This window comes from Pseudomonas fluorescens, assembly GCF_902497875.1.
Classification (GTDB): Bacteria; Pseudomonadota; Gammaproteobacteria; order Pseudomonadales; family Pseudomonadaceae; genus Aquipseudomonas; species Aquipseudomonas fluorescens_BR.
Map to the genome: position 1 here is coordinate 1 of NZ_CABVHY010000058.1, position 19,947 is coordinate 19,947.

General features: G+C 57.8%; 21 protein-coding genes and 1 pseudogene. 12 read left to right on the forward strand and 10 right to left on the reverse strand.

All coding sequences use genetic code 11. The features are described from left to right. Together F8N85_RS32540 and F8N85_RS32545 are read right to left on the reverse strand one after the other, a co-directional pair. Positions 1-124, reverse strand: a pseudogene (locus tag F8N85_RS32540) (magnesium transporter); the annotation flags it as partial. A gap of 269 nt (positions 125-393) precedes the next feature. Continuing rightward, complete coding sequence (locus F8N85_RS32545) at positions 394-729, reverse strand: hypothetical protein (protein WP_150807423.1); 336 nt, start codon at positions 727-729, stop codon at positions 394-396. Positions 730-1,027: 298 nt separating this feature from the next. Here F8N85_RS32545 and F8N85_RS32550 point away from each other — a divergent pair, with 298 nt between their 5' ends. Next, a complete protein-coding gene (locus F8N85_RS32550) occupies positions 1,028-1,408 on the forward strand; it encodes a RidA family protein (protein ID WP_150807522.1) in 381 nt (126 codons plus the stop codon). A gap of 161 nt (positions 1,409-1,569) precedes the next feature. Here F8N85_RS32550 and phnE read toward each other — a convergent pair whose 3' ends face one another. The 5 genes from phnE to phnA all read right to left on the reverse strand — a co-directional run bounded on the left by phnE (position 1,570) and on the right by phnA (position 6,522). Continuing rightward, positions 1,570-2,337 (reverse strand): phosphonate ABC transporter, permease protein PhnE, encoded by a 768-nt coding sequence (phnE, locus tag F8N85_RS32555; RefSeq protein WP_150807523.1) that lies wholly within the window; start codon positions 2,335-2,337, stop codon positions 1,570-1,572. Continuing rightward, positions 2,334-3,161 (reverse strand): PhnE/PtxC family ABC transporter permease, encoded by an 828-nt coding sequence (locus tag F8N85_RS32560; protein WP_150807524.1) that lies wholly within the window; start codon positions 3,159-3,161, stop codon positions 2,334-2,336. Before F8N85_RS32560 ends, phnE begins: the two co-directional genes overlap by 4 nt. Further along, positions 3,155-3,952 (reverse strand): phosphonate ABC transporter ATP-binding protein, encoded by a 798-nt coding sequence (locus tag F8N85_RS32565; RefSeq protein WP_150807525.1) that lies wholly within the window; start codon positions 3,950-3,952, stop codon positions 3,155-3,157. Before F8N85_RS32565 ends, F8N85_RS32560 begins: the two co-directional genes overlap by 7 nt. Continuing rightward, complete coding sequence (locus tag F8N85_RS32570; RefSeq protein WP_150807526.1) at positions 3,949-4,800, reverse strand: putative selenate ABC transporter substrate-binding protein; 852 nt, start codon at positions 4,798-4,800, stop codon at positions 3,949-3,951. The genes F8N85_RS32565 and F8N85_RS32570 overlap by 4 nt, the downstream gene beginning before the upstream one ends. A 390-nt stretch (positions 4,801-5,190) precedes the next feature. Continuing rightward, positions 5,191-6,522, reverse strand: coding sequence for a phosphonoacetate hydrolase (phnA, locus tag F8N85_RS32580; protein WP_263596398.1), 1,332 nt, complete (start codon positions 6,520-6,522; stop codon positions 5,191-5,193). Here phnA and F8N85_RS32585 point away from each other — a divergent pair. Continuing rightward, on the forward strand, positions 6,415-7,182 hold the full coding sequence (locus F8N85_RS32585) for a LysR substrate-binding domain-containing protein (RefSeq protein WP_263596399.1): 768 nt from the start codon (positions 6,415-6,417) through the stop codon (positions 7,180-7,182). The genes phnA and F8N85_RS32585 overlap by 108 nt on opposite strands. A gap of 160 nt (positions 7,183-7,342) precedes the next feature. Here the strand turns inward: F8N85_RS32585 and F8N85_RS32590 are convergent, their stop codons facing one another. Beyond that, a complete protein-coding gene (locus F8N85_RS32590; RefSeq protein WP_191636311.1) occupies positions 7,343-8,236 on the reverse strand; it encodes an AraC family transcriptional regulator in 894 nt (297 codons plus the stop codon). Positions 8,237-8,374: 138 nt separating this feature from the next. Between F8N85_RS32590 and F8N85_RS32595 the strand changes: the two genes are divergently transcribed. The 4 genes from F8N85_RS32595 to F8N85_RS32610 are packed head-to-tail and all read left to right on the forward strand — an operon-like array spanning position 8,375 to position 10,828. Continuing rightward, positions 8,375-9,118 (forward strand): SDR family NAD(P)-dependent oxidoreductase, encoded by a 744-nt coding sequence (locus F8N85_RS32595; RefSeq protein ID WP_150807528.1) that lies wholly within the window; start codon positions 8,375-8,377, stop codon positions 9,116-9,118. A gap of 29 nt (positions 9,119-9,147) precedes the next feature. Beyond that, entirely contained in the window at positions 9,148-9,549 is a 402-nt protein-coding gene (locus F8N85_RS32600; protein WP_150807529.1) for a VOC family protein, read from the forward strand. Next, positions 9,546-10,523, forward strand: a complete 978-nt coding sequence (locus tag F8N85_RS32605) for a saccharopine dehydrogenase family protein (protein ID WP_150807530.1) — start codon at positions 9,546-9,548, stop codon at positions 10,521-10,523. The genes F8N85_RS32600 and F8N85_RS32605 overlap by 4 nt, the downstream gene beginning before the upstream one ends. Continuing rightward, positions 10,481-10,828: an SDR family NAD(P)-dependent oxidoreductase gene (locus tag F8N85_RS32610; protein ID WP_224795800.1), complete on the forward strand. Its 348-nt coding sequence runs from the start codon at positions 10,481-10,483 to the stop codon at positions 10,826-10,828. The genes F8N85_RS32605 and F8N85_RS32610 overlap by 43 nt, the downstream gene beginning before the upstream one ends. A gap of 560 nt (positions 10,829-11,388) precedes the next feature. Here the strand turns inward: F8N85_RS32610 and F8N85_RS34735 are convergent. Further along, complete coding sequence (locus F8N85_RS34735) at positions 11,389-11,571, reverse strand: hypothetical protein (RefSeq protein WP_191636312.1); 183 nt, start codon at positions 11,569-11,571, stop codon at positions 11,389-11,391. 221 nt (positions 11,572-11,792) lie between these two features. Between F8N85_RS34735 and F8N85_RS32625 the strand changes: the two genes are divergently transcribed. Beyond that, entirely contained in the window at positions 11,793-12,770 is a 978-nt protein-coding gene (locus tag F8N85_RS32625) for a lipid A deacylase LpxR family protein (protein ID WP_150807531.1), read from the forward strand. A gap of 122 nt (positions 12,771-12,892) precedes the next feature. Here F8N85_RS32625 and F8N85_RS32630 read toward each other — a convergent pair whose 3' ends face one another. Continuing rightward, positions 12,893-13,633: a Mut7-C RNAse domain-containing protein gene (locus F8N85_RS32630; protein ID WP_150807532.1), complete on the reverse strand. Its 741-nt coding sequence runs from the start codon at positions 13,631-13,633 to the stop codon at positions 12,893-12,895. Positions 13,634-13,841: 208 nt separating this feature from the next. On the opposite strand from F8N85_RS32630, the gene psrA reads away from it, so the two are divergent. The 5 genes from psrA (at position 13,842) to F8N85_RS32655 (ending at position 19,723) form a co-directional block, all read left to right on the forward strand. Further along, positions 13,842-14,933 (forward strand): iron-containing alcohol dehydrogenase PsrA, encoded by a 1,092-nt coding sequence (psrA, locus tag F8N85_RS32635; protein WP_150807533.1) that lies wholly within the window; start codon positions 13,842-13,844, stop codon positions 14,931-14,933. Between the two features lie 119 nt (positions 14,934-15,052). After that, positions 15,053-16,348, forward strand: coding sequence for an MFS transporter (locus F8N85_RS32640; protein ID WP_150807534.1), 1,296 nt, complete (start codon positions 15,053-15,055; stop codon positions 16,346-16,348). Between the two features lie 55 nt (positions 16,349-16,403). Then, complete coding sequence (locus F8N85_RS32645) at positions 16,404-17,276, forward strand: LysR substrate-binding domain-containing protein (RefSeq protein ID WP_150807535.1); 873 nt, start codon at positions 16,404-16,406, stop codon at positions 17,274-17,276. 86 nt (positions 17,277-17,362) lie between these two features. Next, positions 17,363-18,190, forward strand: coding sequence for a phosphonoacetaldehyde hydrolase (gene phnX, locus F8N85_RS32650; RefSeq protein WP_150807536.1), 828 nt, complete (start codon positions 17,363-17,365; stop codon positions 18,188-18,190). Positions 18,191-18,376: 186 nt separating this feature from the next. Continuing rightward, positions 18,377-19,723 (forward strand): OprD family porin, encoded by a 1,347-nt coding sequence (locus tag F8N85_RS32655; RefSeq protein WP_150807537.1) that lies wholly within the window; start codon positions 18,377-18,379, stop codon positions 19,721-19,723. The last annotated feature ends 224 nt before the right edge of the window (positions 19,724-19,947 follow it).

Genomic DNA, 19,947 nt, shown 5'->3' on the forward strand with positions numbered 1-19,947 from the left:
CAACATCAGCAACGTGTTCACTGAGCACATGAATTTGTTCGGTATTGATGCCGTTGGCTTCCAATTCATTTTCAACGGTTTCAAGATCGTCGAGATTGTCACTGATGTAATAGTGTCGATTCATGCCACACCTCCCATCTCGTGTCTGCTGTAGACCTCCTCTGTCTTGCAGCGGTTAACTGAGATTTGCAGTTGGTATCTGTACCCGTGGAGAACGTTGCACACTTCATGCAATCACAGCGAAGTATAGCACCCCCTGCATGCAGGGTTGGCGGCGTCAAGGTCTAAAAGCAGCAGTAGGGCCTGGCGCATCCCGACGAACGCTTTTACACACACCGGGCCTATTCCCGCCGGTCACGGCTGGCGCGTCCGTGCACCTGGACCGAGTAATGGCTAAAGCAGCTGAGCAACCAGAACCGCGTTGGTATAGATCAAGCTGCCATCACTCGCCCGATGCCCGACCAGATGGAAATGGCCACGCTCCTCATGCAAATAGACACGCATCTGGCAGTCGGATAGAGGGCCATATCCCTCCGGCAGGATCAATTCCAGCGTATTCATATCGACATCGACCATGACTTCCGGCTCGTGGGTCTTTTCCAGGTGTTCTTCGGCCTGCTCCAGACGCAGATGGAGATCGCCATCGACGTAAAAATGGATTTCGCCCACTGGGATGGACTTTTGCGCACCGCTGGGTTTGCACCAGCCTTCGATCGTCAGGGTACTCATGGCGAATCCTCTGATGTGGACTGTTGGACGCTGTAACACCAGCGCCTACTCAATTTTAGACCTGAATGTTCAATTGACTGGTGCCGCACGGAAATCGATGCAGCAAGCCTTGGGCGTTTTCCACCGCGACGTCGCCCAAGGTTTTCACGTCTGCTCACCAGCATAGCCGACGATAGGGCTGTAAACTGGCCGCGCAAAAGCCGTTGCCTCATTAAACACCGCAGTGGGCTTGGCTGACCGACGCCGCTGACAATGTCGAGCCGGCCGCCCCCTTTATCCCCTCGAGCAAGAGATCCCCATGGCAAACCACGACCTCACCTTCCTCCCCGACCCCGACCCGGAGTCCATCTCCAGCGACGTCGCTGGTATCAAAGGCCTGCTGGTCTCCACTCAGATTCCCACCCGCGCCGACGGTAGCCTGGAGCTGGGCGGCATCATTGAGCAGAGCGAGTGCACCCTGCAGGCGCTGAAGTCAGCGCTGGAGCGCGCCGGCAGTTCCATGGACCGGGTCCTGCATCTGACCATCTACCTCACCGACATGGCCGACCGTGCCGCCTTCAACGAGGTCTACCAGCGCTTCTTCGCCAAGCCCTGGCCGGTTCGCGCCGCCGTTGGCGTGGCCGCCCTGGCAGTCGAAGGCATGCGCGTGGAAGTTACCGCGATGGCGGCCAAGGGCTGAGTCCGCGGCCTTGTCCGGCGGCCCGGCTCAGCGAGCGGCCGCCGGCGAAAAAAATGGTGCCTTAGCCTCATCGCAGCCTACGTGACAATGACCCAACGCCGAGTATCGGCTGCTCAACTACGACTGGGCGCCTTGCAGATACATCCGTTCTGCAAAAGCAGTCAGGCCTTGACCCACCGTTGACGGCTCCAGCTGCTCAATGTATCGACGGCGAATACCAGTAACAGCATGGCCAGAATAACCGTGCTGGCTTGAGCTTCCTGGAACAGGCTGAGGCTGACATAGAGCATTTGCCCCAAACCCCCGGCGCCGACGAAGCCGAGCACACTGGCCATGCGGATATTGTTTTCCCAGCGGTACAGGATGTAGGCCAGGAGCTGTGGTAACAGGTTGGGCAGTGTGCCGTAACAGAAAGCCCATACGGCATTGGCGCCCTGCAAACGGATTGCTTCGGCCGGTTCTGGCGGGGTGTTTTCCAGCGCTTCGGCGAACAGCCGGCCGAGCACGCCGGTGGTGTGCAGGGCTAATGCCAGGGTTCCAGCATTGGGGCCGAGCCCGGCGGCAAGGACCATCAGCGCGGCCCACACCAGTTCCGGCACCGCGCGCAGGGCGTTGAGCACAAGGCGCGACGCGCTCTTGAACGGCCAGCCGAATCGCCCGGCCGCGGGCAGTGCCAACAGCAGGCCGAGCACCGCCGCGAGCAGGGTGCCAAGGGCGGACATGGCGATGGTTTCCAGGGCGCCATGGCCGATGGCTTGCAGATGGCTGTTGCTCAGGTCCGGGCTGAGAAAACGCTGTGCATAGGCGCCCATCTGCCTCAGGTTGTCGCTGCCGGCCAGCTCGCCGAGTTCGATGCCCAGGTAGGTGAACGAGGCGACGATCGCGGCGCCGATGCAGAGGAGAAGGATCAGGTTGATCAGGCGATTCATGCCAGCCTCCAGCGCAGCAGGCGGCTGAGTTGATCGGCAAACAGCACCAGGACGAGGAACGTCAATAACAGACTGGCCACTTCACCGCCGGCGAACATGCGCAACGACAGATCCATTTGCTGGCCCAGGCCACCGGCACCGACGAACCCCATCACCACCGAGGCGCGGATCGCGCATTCCCAGCGGTACACCGTGTACGACAGCAGCTCCGCAGCGACATTGGGCAGGATCCCGTAGCAAAAGGCCGCGAGCCGACCGCTGCCGGACTGCAGTAGCGCGTGGGCCGGGCGCTGGTCGACCGACTCGAAAATTTCCGCGTAGACCTTGCCCAACATGCCGCTGTAGGTAATGGCAATCGCCAGTACCCCGGCAGTCGGGCCGAGGCCGACAGCGCGCACGAACAGCAGGGCCCAGACGATTTCCGGCACGCTGCGCAGGAAGATCAGTAAACCGCGTACAGGCCACCGCAGCAGTTGCCCCCAATAGCTCGGGTGGCCGGCACGGGAGGCAGCAGACAGCGACAGAGCACGACTGGCCAGCAGACTGGCGGGGACTGCCAACAACAATGCCAGGGCCATGCCGGCCGTGGCGATGGCCAGGGTCTGCAGGGTGGCTTGCAACAACAGCGCAATGAACTCCTCGCCGTGGGCTGGTGGCCAGAAGGCTGATACGAACTTGCCGATCTCGCTCTGACTGTCACTTGCTACCAGTACGCTCAGGTCCAACTCGCTGAAGTGGATGCCCGGCCACAGCAGGGCAAGGGCCAGCAGAGTGAGCAGCAGGCGGGGCAGGGCGGCCGGATCGCGGGTGCCAGAGGTCAGCATCGGGGAATCTGCACACTCAAGGGCGCCGGAGGAACCGGCGAGAATTGCAGCTGCTCGTTGGCGTAGAGCTTGTCGAGCAACGCTTGGTCGACAGCGTTGGCCGCAAGGTCGAACAGGATTTGTCCATCACGTAAGCCAATAATGCGAGAAAAGTTCGCCAGGGCCAGCTCCACCGCATGCAGGCTGGCGACCAGGGTAACGTTTTGCTCCCGGGCGTGGCGACAGAGCACCGAAAGCGTGTGCTGGGCCAACACCGGATCCATGGCCGATACCGGCTCATCGGCCAGCAACACCTCGGGCGCTTGATACAATACGCGGGCAATGCCCACGCGCTGTAGCTGTCCACCGGACAGTTGCTGGCATAGCGCGAACAACTTTTCGCTCAGGTCCAGCCTGGCCAGTGCGGCGCGAGCGCCCGGAATATCCAGCGGATGCAGCAGGTTCAACAGGCTCTTGCCCAGACCCCACTGACCCAGCTTACCGGCCAGAACCGCGGTGACCACGCGCTGGCGCGGTGGCAGGGGAGGTGATTGGTGTATCAGACCGATGCGCGCGCGCAGACGCTGACGCTGACGGGCAGACAGCTGCCAGGCGCGCTGACCGAGCACCTGCAGCTCACCGTTGTCCGGTCGCAGGGCGGTGGCCAGCAGGTTGAGCAGGCTCGACTTACCCGCGCCGGACGGGCCGATGATGGCGACCTGTTCGCTGGCAGCGATGTGCAGGTCGACGCCACGTAGCGCCTGGACGCCGTTGGCGTGGGTAAGGCTGACCTGGGTCAGATGCAACGTCATTTGAGCAGTTCGGCGGCGCGTGCGGCTTCCTCGATGCCCTTGTAGTTTTCAGGCTTGGTTTCGATGAACCGGCTGGCGGCCTGCAGATCCAGAATCTCCTTGTCCGCAGGCTTCGCCGGATCGAGAGCAAGGAAGGCTGCCTTGATCTTGGCCGCCAGCGCCGGGTCGAGGGTCCCGCGCACCGTCCAGTTGTAGTCGAAGTAGGCTGGAGTGGTCGCAAACACTTTGACCTTGGTGGTGTCGACTTTGCCGGCGGCGACCAGTTTTTCCCACACGCTGGCGTTAAGTACGCCGGCGTCCACCTTGCCGGCCTGGACCCAGGCGACGGTGGCGTCATGGGCACCGGAGTAGCCCACGCGGCTAAAGTAGGTTTCCGGCTTGATGCCGTCCTTCAGCATGAAGTAACGCGGCATGAGACTGCCTGAAGTGGAGGACACCGAGCCGAATGCAAAGGTCTTGCCCTTGAGGTCGGCCAGCGACTTGACGGCTGGGTCGGCGGTGATGAACTTGCTGGTGAATTGAGCGTCCTGTTCGCGCTGTACCAGCGGTATGGCATTGCCGGTTTTCAGGCGTGCCTGCACGAATGTGAAGCCGCCCAGCCAGGCCATGTCGATCCGGTCGGTGGCCAGCGCCTCGACCACGGCCGGATAGTCACTCACCGGCACGAACTCGACTTTCATGCCTATTTGTTGTTCCAGATAGGCGCCAAGCGGCTTGAACTTGCGGAGCAGTTCGGTAGGGGCCTCATCGGGAATTGCGCTGACTTTCAGGGTGTCGGCGGCCTGCGCCAGCAAGTTGCAAAATGACAAAGTCAAGCCGACGGCCAATGCCAGGGGGCGCTTGAGCATGGAAGTTCTCCGGTACATTAACGCAAAAAAATGTCGATGCGCCTGGCACAAGATGAATGCTGCATGGCGTATTGTGAGGGTAGACGTGTTCTGGCGCGAGCCAGGCCGGTATTTCCCCTTGGGTGACAAAGGCCGGCTCTGCATCCTTGATGTCCACCGCATACGCGCGCAGTGAAGGCAGGTCCGTGGGGATCAGCAACGCCATCATGAATCGTTCGGGGCCACACGGAATCGTGACGCTTATGGCGTTACGATCCGTGCACTAAATGTGGTTAGCGCTCAATCAATAACGATAATACCGCGCTCGCCGCACAGAGTCCCGCTACCGTCGGAAAAATGATCGACGTACTTCCGGTTAAATCGATCATATGGCCGATGACCGGTTCAGGATTAAGCAAGATGGTTGAGCGCGATATCGATAATGTCGAAATTACGCAGGCGACTGGGGTTATCGATACCGACTAACTTACGGTTGAATATGAGGGGTACTTTTTGCTCGGATACACCACCGTGTGAACGCAAGGGCACCGTCAATCCGGACAAGTCGTGTTTGTCGGCAGCACTTCCAAGCACCGTCAACCGTTCTGCGAGTACCACTAGATCGCCAATCCGGTCTTCGGGCAGTTCGAAACGCTGGCTGGCTTGCGTACGGGTCAAAACTGCCTCGACACCAGCGATGCCAGCGAGAAAGTCCAGGACATCGCGCTGCTGTCCTGCGTCGTGCAAATAAACCGTCGCATAAGATCCCAGCGCACCGTGATGCACCACGTACGGGTCGGTAATCGGCAGCAGCACTCGCGCGTGCTGCGCGCCGTAACGGGCGTCCAGAAGGTCTTGCAAATATAAGATGTTCGGGCGACCTATCGCATCGGTCTTGGCATTCATTCCATGATCCGCCGTAATCGCCACTATCGCGCCTTCCTCGTGATAACGCTTGAAGTAGCTGTCCATCATCACGTAGAACGCATTGGCTTGGGGTGTGCCCGGCGCATGCTTGTGCTGTACATAATCGGTTGTAGACAAATACATAAAATCGGGGCGTTCATTAGTCAGTAAAGAGAGCCCTGCGGCAAACACGAACTCCGAAAGCTCCGCGCTGTACACGCAAGGCACGGGCATGCCGACTCTTTCCACAATGTTCTCAATACCGTGTTCCAGCAGATTCACTTCATCGGCTTTTTCAGCCGAGAAGCAGATACCTTTTAACTGATGCCCGAGCAGGTTGCGCAATTTGTCCTTTGCGGTCACCACTGCGACGAGCTGACCCGCTCTGGCCATCTCGGCAAGAATAGTCGGCGCGCGAAGGTACTTCGCGTCGTTCATCAAAACCTCCTCTTGCGTCTCCTGGTCAAAAAAGAAGTTGCCGCAAATACCGTGAACGGACGGCGGTGCGCCGGTAACGATCGACAGGTTGTTCGGGTTAGTGAACGATGGAACCACGCAGTCACCGGTTAACACCGTGCCGAAACCGGTTAGCTCTGCGAGAAACGGCGCCTGTCCGGCCTGGATCGCCTGGTTGATATATTCCTGCTCGCATCCGTCGACGCAGATAACAATCGTCGGTGTCGTGAGCTGAACCTGACTCACGGCGCGGTTAGCCGGCAAATCGCGACCCTGGAGGAATGGCTCGGTCAGCCGCTGTTTGTGCGTGACGGGCAGAGCATGGTGGCGTCTCCCCATGCGCGGGCGCTCGCCCGAGAAATCAGCGCCGCGTTCGATCACATAGCGGACGCCGCAGAACGCTACGGCAAAACCCGCCAGCTAAAGATCATCCGGGTCAGCGCCCCCGCCACAGTCGCGATGCGCTGGCTTATCCCTCGCTTACCTTCATTTGCGCAAAAGTGCCCTGGAGTGGACGTACGCGTTTCGACCGTGCTTTCGACACAACCTGCGTTAACGGGAAGTTTTGACGTGGCGATCAGACGGGGCGTACCAAACGGTGGCCAATTTCAGGCATTGCCATTGTTCAGGGAGTCCAACACGGTGATTGCGAGCCCATCTCTGCTCGCCAGAACAGGCATCAAGACGGTAGAGCAACTGGCCGACCAGACTTGGTTGACGACCGAAACCCGTCCAGGTGACTGGGAATCCTGGGCAGAGGCTTCGAACCTGCCTATGCTTCGAGCCAGTCGAACGTTGCGGTTCGACCATTATTTTGTGACCTTACAGGCAGTAGTTGATGGGCTCGGTTTCGGAATAGGCCCCTTTCCAACGCTAGAGGCTGAATGTGCAGCCGGACGGTTACAGAAGCCGTTTCCCTCTTTGTGCGTCCTCGGCTCGACCTACCATGCATTAGTACCGCTCGATGCTGACAAACCAGTCTATATGAGGGCCTTTGTGGATTGGCTGCAATCAGTGAGCGTGAAAGGTGACACTCATTAACATTGCTATCGCTGAATGACTGTTCTTGGGCCGATAGCTGTCTCTCGTCAAGGAGCAGCTATCAAAACAATGAACTCTTGACCCTATAGCTTGGTCCTGACAAAGACCGACTGCCAAGCCGACTCAATACGTGACGGGGTTAATAGTCATTTTTTTTTTCCTACCTTCTCTCGCCTCGGGTTTCCTCAAGTATCCTCGCGGCATCTCGTGCCGGCGGTAAGCCAAATACCCGTGCGTAATCGCGGCTGAACTGGGTAGCGCTTTCATAGCCGACCTCAAAGGCCGCGTTAGTAACACTTTTGGCGTTGGCCACCAGCAACGTACGAGCCTGAAGTAGTCGAACCCTTTTTTGATATTGCAACGGGCTAAGCGCGGTGACGGCTTTGAAGTGACGGTGAAAGGCTGACACGCTCATCGCAGCGCGTTGTGCCAGTATCTCCACCCGGATGGACTCGGCAAACTCCCGGCGAATGTACTGAATGGCCAGGCTGACCCGAGCCATGGCGCTATCGGGTGCCGCGATGTCCCGCAGCATCCAGCCGTGTGGGCCTTGTAAAACACGGTACAAAATCTCCCGTTCGTATACAGGCGCCAGGGCCGCAATTTCTTCAGGCCGGGTCATCAATCGAAGCATGCGCACCCAGGCATCCATCAAGTCGGGCGTCACGGCGGCTACCGAAAAGCCTGCATCCTTGTCGTATTGCCCGATGGGCTTTGGCAGGTCGGACAGTAGAGTCGCCAGGACCGTCGGGTCGAGTGTCAGGCTGACTGCCAGGTAAGGCTCACCGGAAGAGGCAGGGTGTACTTGACCGACCGCAGGCAACTCGATGGACATGACGAAATAAGTCGCCGGGTCATAGCGAAGCGTGCGGTCGCCGATGGTCATTGATTTACTGCCTTGCAGGATCAGGTTGATCATCGGGTCGTAAACGGCGGCCAGCAGGTGTTCAGGGATTTCGCCCTGGACCATGGCTACACGTGGGATGCCCGTCTCCGTGCGGCGGTTTTTGGCACGGGAAGCCAGCGAGCGAAGTTCATTCAGTTGGTTTGTCATGGGGAACATCTGAACCCAGGCTGATACGCCCAGGCAAGCAAAAAGCAGAAACAGGCAGGATTCGAGTAGGAACGGCTGCGCTCGTTGCGAAGGCGATGGTTACTGTGGTGACTCATCTCAGTGACATTGGAGCAGCGCATGAGCGTTATCGTCATCACCGGTGGCAGCCGGGGCATCGGCGCCAGCACGGCCGAACATTGTGCTCGACGCGGCATGGGGGTCATCCTCACCTACAAAAGCCATGCTGATTCGGCAACCGCTGTTGCCCAGCGTATCCAGACATCGGGCGGCAAGGCCGTGGCGCTTGAACTGGACGTTGCTGATGTGAGCAGCTTCGAGCACTTCCGAGAAACGGTGGTGCTCACCTTACAGACAACCTGGGGTGTGGCAACGCTCGGCGGTCTGGTGAACAACGCGGGCCATGGCTTGTTCCATCCCCTGGAATCGGTCACCGAGGCGCAGTTTGACTGCTTGTTGAACGTTCACCTCAAAGGCCCGTTGTTCCTGACTCAAACCTTGCTGCCGCTGATGGAAGAGGGCGCCAGCATCGTCAACCTGACCAGCGCCACGACCCGAGTGGCCACGGCAGGCGTCGCGCCTTATGCGGCTTTCAAGGGCGGACTCGACGTGTTGACTCGTTACATGGCCAAGGAGTTCGGCCCTCGGCGCATCCGTGCCAACTCCGTCTCGCCGGGGGCGATCCGCACCGAACTCGTTGGCGGCTTGAATGACGAATTCGAAGCTTTACTCGCATCGCAAACCGCTCTTGGCCGGGTGGGCGAGCCGGAGGACGTAGCTCGCGTTATCGCCATGCTGCTGTCCGAAGAAGGAAGCTGGATCAATGCCCAGACTATCGAAGTCGCGGGCGGGTATTTAATCTAAATCAGCATCTGAAAAGCGAGGCAGTCGCAATGCTTGATCATATTTTTATCTCGGTAAGCGACGTTGATCGTTCCATCCGTTTCTACACGGCGACACTGACCCCGCTTGGCATTACCGGCAGGCTTGATTACGACGGCAAGGACGGTCCGCCAGGCCACCCGGACCTCAAGGGCTTCGGTGCCAATGGGCGGGTGTTTTTCTGGTTACGCGAGGGTGTTGTGGAGGGGCGGGCGGTTCATGTTGGCTTCGTAGCGAACAGCAAGGCCGAGGTTAACACAGCTTACGCGGCGGCTATGGAGAATGGCGCTGTAGACAACGGTGCACCTGGCGCACGTCTGTATTACGACCCGAATTATTACGCCGCCAATGTCCTTGACCCGGACGGTTACAGCCTCGAATTCGTCTACAAAAACTGGCAGCACGCACAATGAATCAATTAATGATCTACGGGGCGACCGGCTATACCGGTCGCATGGCTGCCGAGCATGCCAAAGCGCAGGGGCTGGACATTGTGATCTCTGGCCGCAATGGAGAAAGGCTGGAGTCACTCGCTGCGCAACTGGGCGTGCCCTATCGAGTGTTCACCCCTGATGCCCAAGCAGCCGAATCCCTGCACGGCATCGGTGCGCTGCTGAATTTCGCAGGGCCTTTTGCTCAGACGGCGGACGCCTTGATGCAGGCCTGTATCAAGGCCGGGGTCGACTATCTGGACATAACGGCCGAGATCAATGTCTATCGGCTGGCAGAACGGCTTGGCGCTCAGGCTATCGAGGCGGGTGTCATGCTGCTGCCCGGAGTCGGCTGGGATGTGGTGCCGACAGACTGCCTGGCGATGCATGTCGCTCGCCGTGTGCAGGATCCGCAGACCCTGAAGGTGGCGCTACATGTCGCAGGCTCCATGTCACGGGGATCAGCGTTGAGTGTCAGCGAGATCATTGTCGCGGGCCTTTTGGCACGAGTGGACGGACTGCTGGTCGCCACCCCGGATACGAAGCCGCAGCACTTCGATTTTGGCGACGGCCCGGCACTGTGCGCGCCACTGTCTTTCGGTGACCTGGTCACCGGCTGGCACTCCACCGGCATTCCCAACATTTCCATGTTCGTGCACATCACCGGCGATGCCTTTCCTGAAGGCGATCTCTCACAACTGCCCAATGGCCCAAGCGCGGAGCAGCGTGAAGCCCACCGCGCCCGAGCCGTGGCTGAAGTCATTGGCGCTGACGGCACAAGTGCGCGCTCAGTGATCGAGACCGTCAACGGCTACACCTACACACCGTTGGCCGCTGTGGAGGCTGCACGCCGGGTGCTGGGCGGTGAGCGACGACCAGGCTTTGAAACGCCTGCGCGGGTGTTTGGCGTCGGATTCGCCGAGACGATTGTAGGGACGACAATCACAGATTTTTAGGGCTCGACAACACCTCTGCCACCAAGGGCGCGGTCGATACGTTGACGTTCGCCTTGGCCAGAGAGCTTGGGCCGCGCGGTATCAGGGTCAACTCGATCTTGCCCGGCCACACCAATACCCCAGCGACTGAAGGCAACTTCGCCGGTGAGTTTGGCGAAAAACTTATAGCGGGCACGCCGCTAGGCCGATTCGGCGAACCAGAAGACATTGCACCGCTGGCCGTCTTCCTGGCGTCCGAGGACTCGCATGGGGTAACAGGCGAATCCATTCGGGCTTCGGGTGGCATACGAGGCGTTGGTTACTAAGCACCATTGATTAATGCTATCGGCGCACGGTGACGTGCGTCTGTAGGGCTCCAGGTTTCAGATAATGACGCAAGCCTCGGTCGCAGCAGATTCACACACCACCTCATACCGCACTTTCACTCCTTCTCCAGCCACCGCTTGATGGAGCACGGTAGCTGCCATTGGTGTGTGGCGTTCGCTCCGTCATACGCCCAATTTGGTAGATGCGCTGCCAATTTCCCTAAATAATGCGGAGGACCGCTTTTGGCCGATTTCTGCCAGTCGCGACCGTCTGAAATCGGCCTATTCTGTTGAAAAAGTCGGCTTCGTTTTCCACTGTAGAAAAGTACGCGTCTGAGATTGAAATCCGCGCTTTGCGCAGATCGTTCAGGGTTCAGATTTGACGTAGCTACGTGCAAAAAGGTGTTTTCATCGATCAATGCATAGACCGCCAGGCTGGAGCGACTTTTTCAACACAATCGGCCAGAATCGGACGTTCAGATGTGTCTATAGAGCCGGGGCGGATTCACTTCCCTTGCTGGAGCTGTTACAGCCTTTAGCGAACCTGTTCATTTTCAAGGTTACGATTGGGCATAGCGCTGATACAGGCCTTCAAGCTCCTGCTGATACTGGTCACCAGTGAACCTAAATCTAATATTCCTGATTTCGTCAGTCGCAACTACAACCGCCTTCGTGTCGTTTTGACCGTTTTTTGCTGCATATTCTCTCGCGGCCTTTATAACTGCCACTTCAGTTACGTTCATGGCTACCGCATCGAACTCAAGGGCGAATCGATGCGCAGGCGCTCGACGAAATTGACGGCGATGGGCTCTTCAGACTAACAATGCAAACTTGCGTCACTGCGCTCCGACTGCCTGGCCGGATGAGCGTGGAACAGGTGGCCGGATGTGTGTGGAATGACTGGCCGGATGGCGTGGAATCTGCACAAGGTGTGTCTAACTCGAACAAAAAAGGAAATCACCTAATGCAATTATGGATGCCAAAAATTTTGGTAGTCATGGCGCTAGCAGCTCCGTCGCTTGCAATGTCGGATGTATTGTCGCTAAAAGTCGAGAATGATGTTTTGTCCGGCGGTGACGATGGACATTACTCCAATGGACTTGAGCTGGGGTGGACCTTTAAACCGCAAAGCGATCATTGGATGCAACGTATAGGATCGTTAATTCCAAGCTGGGGTCCAGCAGGTGTCGACCTCGCAGCCTATCGTTTCGGCCATCAGATCTACACGCCGGATGACATTGAGCAAAAAGAACTACAACGTGAAGATCGCCCCTATGCGGGGCTCATGTATATCGGTTTTTCCATCTTTAAAAATACTCAGCTGCAAGGCCGACGAGAGACCGGAGAATTGGATGTCGATCTTGGTGTCGTTGGCCCAGTAACGGGTGCAGAGAAAATCCAGCGAGGGGTGCACCATCTAACGGGTAGCGATGAGCCTAAAGGGTGGGACCATCAAATCCGTAATGAGCCATATGTTAGTGTCGGCTTCGAAAAACGCTGGTGGCTGCAAAGCAGGGTCGCCGGGCTAGACCTTGAGTACGGGCCAAGTGCTGGACTCACGGCGGGCAATCTCTATACATATGCTTCAAGTGGATTGGGCGTACGCATCGGACAAGGACTTGAGCGCAGTTATAGCCTGCCGAATGTGGCTCCATCTTTCAGTGGGAACCAGTACTTCCAAGAGGGTGGTAATTTCGCCTGGTATGGCTTTGCTAACCTCCAAGGTCGCTATATGGCGCATAACATGTTGCTAGATGGCAACACTTGGAAAGACAGCCCTTCTGTTGATCGACGCGAATGGGTCGGTGATGCGCAGGTCGGAGTAGCGATGATCTGGGATCAATGGCAGGCCGAGTTTTCTACCGTCTGGCGAACCCGTGAGTTTCAGGGGCAAGACCAGCACGATCAGTTTGGATCTCTTGCGGTTTCTACTGTGTTTTAAAGCGTAGGGATGACGTCCAGTTTTGGTCTGAAGAGGCGTACATGAAACGCCGCTTCTGGCCGTTATCTACCTGATGCAAAAGCCAGTTATCCCTGGCAGTGCAGCCGGCCCGATGCGCTCGGCTATCGGTCCAGCAGAGGTGCCAGCAGTGCACACATGCCGCGCCAGTGCGAACCCTCCCAGTAAACCCGTTGGCAGGCGTCGCAGCGCAGGAAGTGCGAATAGAGGGCGCCAATGCTTGGCGGCACCTGCGGTCGGGCCAGTTCCGGGCTGATCTCGTGCAGCGGCAGGTTGCAATGAAGGCACAGGCTGAAGGGTCGCGCGCTACGCGCCAGGTCGAGGCGCTCGTACAATTCGCGCAGCTGCAGGGACGGTTTCAGGGCATGCACGTAACAGCCGTGGCTGATGATCCGCCGCTTGAGCAGTTCGCGATCGCGGGTGAGCACGATGCGTCCGTGCTGCGCGGCGATCTCGGCGATCTCGCCATCCTCGAAGCCATTGTCGTAGAGAGTGTCGAAGCCGCTCATGCGCAGCAGCCTGGCCAGCCCGCCAAGGTGCGCATCAGCGACGAAGCGCAACACCCGTAAAGGTTGCGTACGAACCTTGAGCAGCGGGCTGATGTCCAGCGCTTCGAACTTGGGATAAACCGCCAGCCGGTCACTGTCGAAGATCACCCGCTCGAAGCCCACCGACTCGCCGTTGAGCAGCACCAGCTCAACCTCGGTGTGCGGTATCCCGAGCGCCTCGATCATGTGCTTGACCGTCGCCCCTCGCGCGCACTCGCAAGTGAAGGACTGCCGCCGCCGTTCGGCCGGCAGGAAATCGTTGAGCTCCTCGTAGAAGCGGAAGGTTGCACGGGTCATGCTCAACAGTATGGCAGGGCTGCAGGATGAGTGAGTCCAGGGCGCGGTCGGCCTGCGGGATTTTCGTCCAATTGCGCGTAGGTGAGCTGGCAACTTTCATCCAGTCGGTATCGGTCCAGCCGATTCAAACCTGCGAATTATCGATTTGAGCTGTTGTTGATGGACCCCGAGTATGGGACCACTTCCAACAACAATCGAAGGACCCGCCATGACTGCCCGATTCCACAATCCAGTTGACACGCGTTTCGGCTGCGGCAGCCTCCTGGAGCTTGGCTCAATCACCGAAAACCAGAAAGTTGCCCTTGTGATCTTTCCCGAAGCGCGTGGGCTGGGATTAGTGGAGCGTATTCAGGATCTACTGGGCGACCGGTTGGTGTACATCATTGAGGATGTCCAATCCAATCCAGACGTGGCGCAACTGCGCAGTACCTATGAGCGCTTTTGGCAAGAGGCTGGCGATTGCCAGACTGTCATCGCCGTGGGCGGTGGCAGCGCGATCGACACCGCCAAGGCGCTGATCGTGGGTACCGATTCCGGCAGCTTCGATGAATTGCTCGCGTTGTTGGCTGCGGGTAAACCCTTCGTTCCCGCGCGTAGCAAGTTACTCATTGCGGTCCCCACCACGGCGGGTACAGGGAGCGAAGTCACGCCTTGGGCCACTATCTGGGACACCGCGAGCCAAAAGAAATACTCCCTGCATCTGGACAGTACCTGGCCAAAAGTAGCCATTATCGATCCGGAGCTGATGTTGACAGTGCCTGCCAGTGTCACCGTTTCTACGGGTCTGGATGCCCTGTCTCATGCGCTGGAGTCGATCTGGAACATCAATGCCAATCCGATTTCGGACACCTTTGCCATTTCCGCCATTGAAGACATCCTCGAATGCTTGCCGCTGCTGCATCGAGACCTGTCTAACAAGGAACTGCGTTCGCGGATGGCGTTGGCCGCACTCAAAGCCGGGCTGGCCTTCTCCAACACCAAAACTGCGCTGGCCCACTCCATCTCCTACGAGATGACCCTGCGCCACGGCCTGCCCCATGGTATCGCCTGCTCCTTCACCTTGCCGCTGGTCCTGGGCCTGGCCTGGGGGCATGACGAAGCGCGCGACCGAACCCTGCAACGGGTGTTCGGCAACGACCTGACCACGGCCAAGGCTCAGTTGCGCGATTTCCTGCACAGCCTGGATGTGAAAACAGAGTTTGCCGACTACGGCGTAACGGCAAAGGAAGCTGAGGAGATGATTAGTTTCGCCATGCAAGGCGCACGCGGCAAAAACTTCATCGGCGCGCAGGCGGCCTAGCGGCTCCCCTCAAGCACTGCCTGCGGCGTGACGGGCCGCGGCGATTTCCTGCAGCACCGACAAAAGAGTGCACCCTCCGACTCCACTCAGAGGGAACAAACAATAATAAGGAAAAGATCATGAATCGTGCGCAAACCATGCCTGGTCTCGCTACATCCACTTCATCGTTCCGAGTTGCCCAATGGCGCATGCTGCTGGCAGCCATGTTCTGTTATTTATTTTTCTACACCGGTCGGCAGACCTTTGGTTTCGCCATTCCGGGGATCCAGGCCGAGTTCGGCTTCACCAAGGAAACCCTCGGCTGGGCATCGGCAGTCATGCTCTGGGCCTATGCCATTGGCCAGGCAATCAACGGCAACCTCGCCGACAAATTCGGCGGCCGACGCATTATGACCCTTGGCGCCGTATTGTCCTGTAGCGCCAACTGGGTAACGAGCTTCGCCAGCGGTCTTGCCAGTTTGATCCTGCCTTGGGGTATCAATGGTTACTTCCAGGCATTGGGCTGGGCGCCGGGAAGCCGACTCATTTCCAATTGGTGGAGTGCTGGCGAGCGCGGCAAGGTATATGGCTTGTATGTGTTTGCTGCTGGTTGTGCGTCCGTTCTTTCCTACGTGACCTCAATCGTCGTGCTCGAGGTCCTCCAACTGGAGTGGCGCTGGATCTTCCGTTTGCCCGTGCTGCTGATGCTGGCGGGTGGCATTATCTTCTACCTGGTTGCCCGTGAACGTCCGCAAGACCTTGGTTTTGAACCGCTCGCCGACACCGGTGTGGCCAACGCCAATGACAAAGACCACGAAGTGGCACAGGGTGAAGTCGAAACGTCCGCGCAACGTTACAAAGCGGTACTGAAGAACTTCCGCTTGATCATCGCAGCCGTGTCGCTGGGTTTTCAGAACGCTGCCCGCTATGGCTTGATTGTTTGGGTGCCGGTGCACTTTCTGGGTGCCAACTGGAAAAGCGGCGACAGCATGGTCGATCCGAAGTGGATTACCGTGGCCCTGCCAGTGGGCATGGCCATCGGTGCCCTCAGCAATGGCTGGGTATCGGACAAGCTGTTCGGTTCCAAACGCTACCTGGCGATCATGCTCTACATGTTCCTCGGTGCAGCGACCAGCCTGTGGATGTGGAGCCTGCCTCCTCATAGCGCACTCGGCCTGGTGGCGTTGTTCCTCTGCGGTTTCTTCGTCTACGGCCCGGCGTCGAGCTTTTGGGCACTCTGCCCGGACCTGGTCGGGGCCAAACGGGCGGGGACGGCAACCGGTGTGATGAACTTCTCGTCCTATCTGTTCGCAGGCCTGGCGGAACCCCTGATCGGCGGTATGCTCGACGCTACCGGCAATACGTCGCTGATCTTCATCGTGGTAACCGCCGCCTGCCTGTGCAGTGCCACGGTCGCGCTGTTTATCAGACGTTGATTGCCTGGCTATAGATGTTTGAATTAGAGACGGCAGCTCAGGAACAGGATCTTGTATGTACCAGTACCACAAATGGCTACGTTCCTTTCATGCGGTAGCGAAGACCGGCAGTTTCACGCTCGCCGCCGAGTATCTGAGCGTTGGTCAGCCGACGGTAAGTGAACAGGTCAACGCGCTGGAGAAGAAGTATTGCGTGGAACTCTTCCATCGACGAGGCCGTTTTATCGAAATGAGCTGGGCCGGACACCAGCTCTACTCGATCACCCAAGGTCTATTCGGCCAAGAGGATGAAGCTGTGCAACTTCTGCAAAGTTTCAAGCAGCGCAAAACCGGCATGCTGCGACTGGGGGCGGTCTCTCCTCCTGTTGCAATGAATCTCACCTATGAATTGATGCAGCTACATCCGGACATAAAACTGGAAACATCATTTTCCCCTGAAAAAGAGACGCTGGAGCGGCTGTTCAACTTCGATATTGATGTGGCGATTCTTGCCCTCTCCGAATTCGACCAGCGTTTTCACACTCAGCTTTACCGGCGCTATCCGATAATTGCCGTTGTCCGCGACGATCATCCCTGGGCTCATCAGTCGCAAGTACGCGTTGAGGAAATCAGCGCCGAGAAGTTGGTCCTTCGCGAAAAAAGCTCGCGGACTCGCCAATTGGTGGAAGAAAGCTCCCAGCGTCTCGACGTCGCCCTGAACTGCGTCATGCAGTTGAACAGCCGCGAAGCCATCGTCCACGCCATCGCCAAGGGCATTGGAATCGGTTTCGTTTCTGCCGTCGAGTACGCCGAAACACCGGGCACAAAACCGATCACTTTTGTCGATCACCCGTTTTTTATCGATTACCACCTGTGCTGCCTGGGTATTCGCAGAAACCGGCCGATGATCGCGGAGTTGTTCGACTCCAGTCCGATACCGGAATCCTGACCCCGCAATACCCTCAAACAATCAATAGGCTTACTTCTTTCTTACGAGAAGGACGGCCTACTCATACCCAAAAATGGAGACGTATCATGCATTACAAACAACCCACTCAACTGCAAGCTGTGGTCCTGGACTGGGCGGGCACCGTCGTTGACTTCGGTTCTTTCGCTCCGACTCAAATCTTTGTCGAAGCGTTCGGTGAATTCGGTGTAGCCGTTTCATTGGAAGAGGCCCGCGGCCCGATGGGCATGGGCAAATGGGACCACATCCGCACGTTATGCAATCAACCGCAGATCGCCGAGCGCTACCGTGCTGTCTTCGATCGCCTGCCCACCGATGATGACGTCACCGCCCTCTACGAGCGCTTCATGCCACTGCAGATCGAGAAGATCGCCCTGCACTCGGCGCTGATTCCCGGCGCTCTCGATGCTATCCATGCCTTGCGCGGCAAGGGCCTGAAGATCGGTTCCTGCTCGGGTTATCCGGCGGTGGTCATGGAGAAAGTGGTAGAGCTGGCCCGGCAGAACGGCTACATCGCCGACCACGTAGTGGCCACCGACGAAGTGCCCAATGGTCGTCCATACCCTGCTCAGGCTTTGGCTAACGTGATTGCCCTGGGAATCAGCGACGTGGCTGCCTGCGTGAAGGTCGACGACACTTGGCCGGGCATCCTTGAAGGTCGCAGCGCTGGCATGTGGACTGTCGCGCTGACCTGTTCGGGCAACGCCCTTGGTTTGACTTTTGATCAGTACAAGGCCCTGTCAAAGGACCAGTTGAATCAAGAGCGAGTACGCATTGCTCAGATGTTCGAAGGTTCGCGTCCGCATTACCTGATCGACACCATCACCGACCTGCCGACGGTGATCGACGACATCAACCAGCGCCTGGCCCGCGGTGAGGTACCTCAATCCTGCTGAGCGTGTTTTGAGTTTTTGGGCTACCTGCCGGTTCTTGCGCATCAAGGCGGGCAGGTAGCGGCCTGAGAATTCAATCTGGAATACATGTCTCTTCTACTACAACCCGCAAGAGCGCACCCGTCTGTTCCTCAGCCAGATCGTCGCAAAGACCGACCTTTTCATAATAAAAAAAACCTGGAGCACAGAATGTACAAGCAAACCCTGACGGCGGCCGTTGCGCTTGCCAGTATCTCCTCATTTGGCGTCCATGCCGCCGATGCTGCACCTCAAGGCTTCATCGATGGCAGCAAGGCAAGCGTCAGCTCGCGCACCCTGTATTTCAACAACGATAACCGCGTTGGTGGTGCAGATCAGAAAGAAGCTGCCGAAGGTCTGCTGTTCAACTACATTTCCGGCTACTCCCAAGGTACCGTTGGCTTTGGCGTCGATGCTCAAGCGTTGGTGGGTATCCACCTGGACGGAGGTAAAGGCCACCACCCGGATAACAACAGCTTTTCTCCAAGCGACTCTGATGGCTCGGCTGAAAAATCGTGGAGCCGTGGAGGTGCCAACGTCAAGGCCAGGATATCCAAAACCGATCTGAAGGTGGGCAGCGCGCTACAACCTAACCTGCCGATCCTGGTTGCCAATGACGGTCGTGTGCTGCCTCAAACCTTTCAAGGCGGCATGCTGACTTCGAAAGAATTTAACAACGTGACGGTCAACGTCGGCAAGATCACTCAGGCAGCCGGTCGTGCATCCAGCAACTGGGCAGGGCTCTCAATAGCCGGTGCTACGCAAGACTCCAACAATTTTCAGTACGGTGGCGCGGACTGGAAAATCACCAAGGATTTGACCGTACAGGCATACCATTCGCAGCTTGAAGACTTTTACAAACAAACGTTCCTCGGCCTCGTTCACGTCTTCCCGATTGGCGACTCTCAAAGCTTCAAAACTGACCTTCGCTACTTCGATAGCAGCTCCAATGGCAAGAACGGGGACGCAGGCTACCGTTTCAACAACAACAGCGGTTACGCGAAAAATGCAGGCGAAGTCGACAACAAGACCTGGAGCGCCATGTTCACCTATACCCTTGGTGGTCACTCGCTGATGCTCGGCCATCAGCGCGTGAACGACGACGGTGGTTTTGTGTGGGTAAACAACGGGAACATCGTTGACAGCCGTGGGCGCAATGAGGGCGAGGGCGGCTCCAGCTTCTACCTGTTCACCGACAGCATGATCAACCCGTTCGTCCGTGCCGGAGAAAATACCACCTTCGGCCAGTACACCTATGACTTCGCTCCCGTTGGCGTGCCCGGCTTGAAAGCCAGCGTCGCGTACCTGCATGGCGATGATATTAAGGATGTCGGCAACGGTAGCGATCACTCGGAGTGGGAACGCGACATGCGCGTCGACTACGTTGTACAGAATGGCCCTCTGAAAAACTTCGGAGCGACCCTGCGTCACGGTGTCTATCGTGGTGACGATTCAGGCTCGGTACGTAATACCGACCAAACCCGTCTGATCTTCAACTACACCTACACCTTCATGTAAAACCACCTGTAATAAAAGGCTCCGTCATTCCACGTAATGCTGTTCACTTAAGCTCGGGGTTTCAGGCACACACATGCGTAGTGAGGGGGCGATGCATCAAGAGTAAAAGCGAGGCGGTATTTTGTTGATCGTGTACATATCCGTTGCTGCGGTCACGGCCACTGGCGGTTTCGCTTTTACAGCGAGTCACTTGGAAAAGCCCTTGGTTACTTGGGGCTTTTCCA